The 2,418-nt window shown below is 48.8% G+C and carries 2 protein-coding genes; both read left to right on the top strand.

From position 1 onward, the window contains the following. Nucleotides 1-69 precede the first annotated feature (69 nt). Nucleotides 70-1,623, top strand: a complete 1,554-nt coding sequence (locus ACFFUV_RS23275; protein ID WP_390198267.1) for a hypothetical protein — start codon at nt 70-72, stop codon at nt 1,621-1,623. Between the two features lie 126 nt (nt 1,624-1,749). Then, nucleotides 1,750-2,391 carry a hypothetical protein gene (locus tag ACFFUV_RS23270; RefSeq protein ID WP_390198265.1) on the top strand — a complete coding sequence of 214 codons (642 nt, stop codon included), beginning with the start codon at nt 1,750-1,752 and terminating at the stop codon, nt 2,389-2,391. Nucleotides 2,392-2,418: the final 27 nt, after the last annotated feature.

Below are 2,418 nucleotides of genomic sequence, written 5' to 3'. Positions count from 1 at the left end.
GGCGTGTTTGAATTGGATAACGAAAAAGCCCGGCGAATTGATAGTTAAACCCGATAAAATTGTACGACCATGAGCAACGAGGAATTATTGAAGATGTACGAGGCAATCAAGGCAGACCCCGGCGAATTGGTGCGAGCCGCCGCCCGTAAACGTCTTATCAACTTTGCCCGGTATATGCAACCGGATTTTGTATTGGAACCGTTTCACGTTGTATATTATACCCTGTTGGATATGTTTGCGCATGGCAAAATACGAAAGATGATTGTGCAACAGCCGCCGCAACATGGCAAATCGGAGGGGTCAAGCCGCAAATTACCCGCATTTATGTTGGGGTTAGACCCCGACCGCAAAATATGTATCGGTTCGTATGCGGCGACAATCGCACGGGATTTTAACCGGGACGTTCAACGAATAATCGACACGCCCCGGTATCGTGAATTATTCCCCGGCACATACCTAAATGGGTCGAACGTCGTAACAATGGCGAATACCTATTTGCGCAATTCCGATGTTATCGAAATGGTCGGGCGTAAGGGGTCGTTGCGTGTCGTCGGTCGTGGCGGTTCGCTGACGTCTAAAACCGTGGACGTTTCGATATTGGACGACGTGTATAAGGATTACGCCGAGGGTAACAGCCCGATAGTACGGGCGGCGGCGTGGAAATGGTACACGACCGTTGTGCGCACCCGTTTACATAACGATAGTCAAGAATTGATTGTATTTACCCGTTGGCACGACGACGATTTGATAGGGCGCATTGAAAAGAGCGGCGAAACGATTATTGATGTTAAGTGTTGGGCGGATTTAGAGAACGTAACGCCGGGGGCGTGGGTGCGCATAAACTTTGAGGCAATCAAAACAGGGGAACCGACCGAGATAGACCCACGGGAACCGGGGGCGGCTTTATGGGAGGGGCGACACAGTAAACTAAAATTGGAGGGGCAAAAGGCATTAGACCCCGTACAATTCCAATGTTTGTATCAAGGCAACCCCGGAAGTGCCGAGGGTCGATTGTATCAGCCTTTCAAAACGTGGGTTGAAAAATCCGATTACGGCACGTATATTCGTTCCGGTGCATACATTGACGTTGCCGATGAGGGCGACGACCTTTTGTTTGCCGCAACGTATGACGTGTACAAATCGCCCAATCTGTTTTTCAACGAACAAACAAAGCGTATGGAGCCGATATTGTATGCGCTTATTACCGATATGGAAATGACGGACGAAAACACGGACGTTACAACCGTAACCGTCCCGGCGATGATTAACCGGAACGGGACGCAAAAAGTATGGGTTGAGAGTAACAACGGCGGTGCGGGTTACGAAAAGGTTATTAAAAAGAAAGTGCGGGCAATGACAGACCCGTTTTATCAAGGCGGCAATAAAGAAAGCCGGATAATAACAGCGTCGGCAATGGTAAACCAATGTATTATTATGCCGTTCGGTTGGGAAACGAGATACAAAGCCGTGTACGACCATGTAACCGGATTTTTGCGCAAGTTCGATGCGAACACGCACGACGACCCGGAGGACGGATTGACCGGGATATACGAAAAGGAAATTGCCGACGGTAATATACAGCCATACGCACACGCCAACCGAGGCGTAAAGCGTCGCAATTAGCAATATTTTTGGGATATGCAAGTTTATAACTGAAAAAGTTTATAACTTTGTAGCCGAAACAAAGGGGGTAAAGGGTAAACCCCCGGAGATAGTAACATAAGTTTTTAACGTTAAAAAATTAAGATTATGCCAATTTGTAAATGTCCAGCGGCGGCGGCTTTGCCCGATGTACCCGCCATTGTTTGCGCCGAAAGTTTCGGGCAAATTCAAAAAGTAGCGTTTCAGCGTCTAACCAATGACAATGGAGCGAAAAACAGTTTTACGAGTGAAGCGGCAATAACATTGCTTGCGTCGTGGACGCCGAAAATGACGGCGGCGAACGGAACCAAAATTGTTGTTTCCCCGTATATCCAAGCCCCAACCGCCGAGGCGGGAGCCGCCCGCACCTTTGGAGGCGGTAACGAAACGTTGGGAGGCGTTGAGGAAATTATAGGGCGTGAACCAACCCCGTTTACCGGAGTTATCCGCAAAGCCCCACAGGAAGTAATAAAAGCGTTAAAGGAAATGCAATGCGAAAGTTGGGGCGACAATTTGGGTATTTTCCTTTTCGACGAAAACGGCGCAATTGGAGCCATTAAGGACGCCACAACGGAGGGTACATTTTACCCGATACCGATACGTTCGTTGTTTATCGGCGATAAGACGTTGGGCGGATTGGAAGCCCCGGACAGCAACGCAATACAATGGTCGTTTTTGCCGAATTGGTCGGACGATTTGGCGATTGTTGTCCCGGCGTTTAACCCGCTTACGGATTTGAAAACCGCATAAGCGTAATGACGGCGAAAGTTACAAAGG

Origin of the sequence: Vibrio olivae (assembly GCF_042428525.1) — a bacterium.
GTDB lineage: Bacteria > Pseudomonadota > Gammaproteobacteria > Enterobacterales > Vibrionaceae > Vibrio > Vibrio olivae.
Note: the sequence above shows the minus strand (reverse complement) of the source record. Positions and strands in the feature narration are given on the sequence as shown.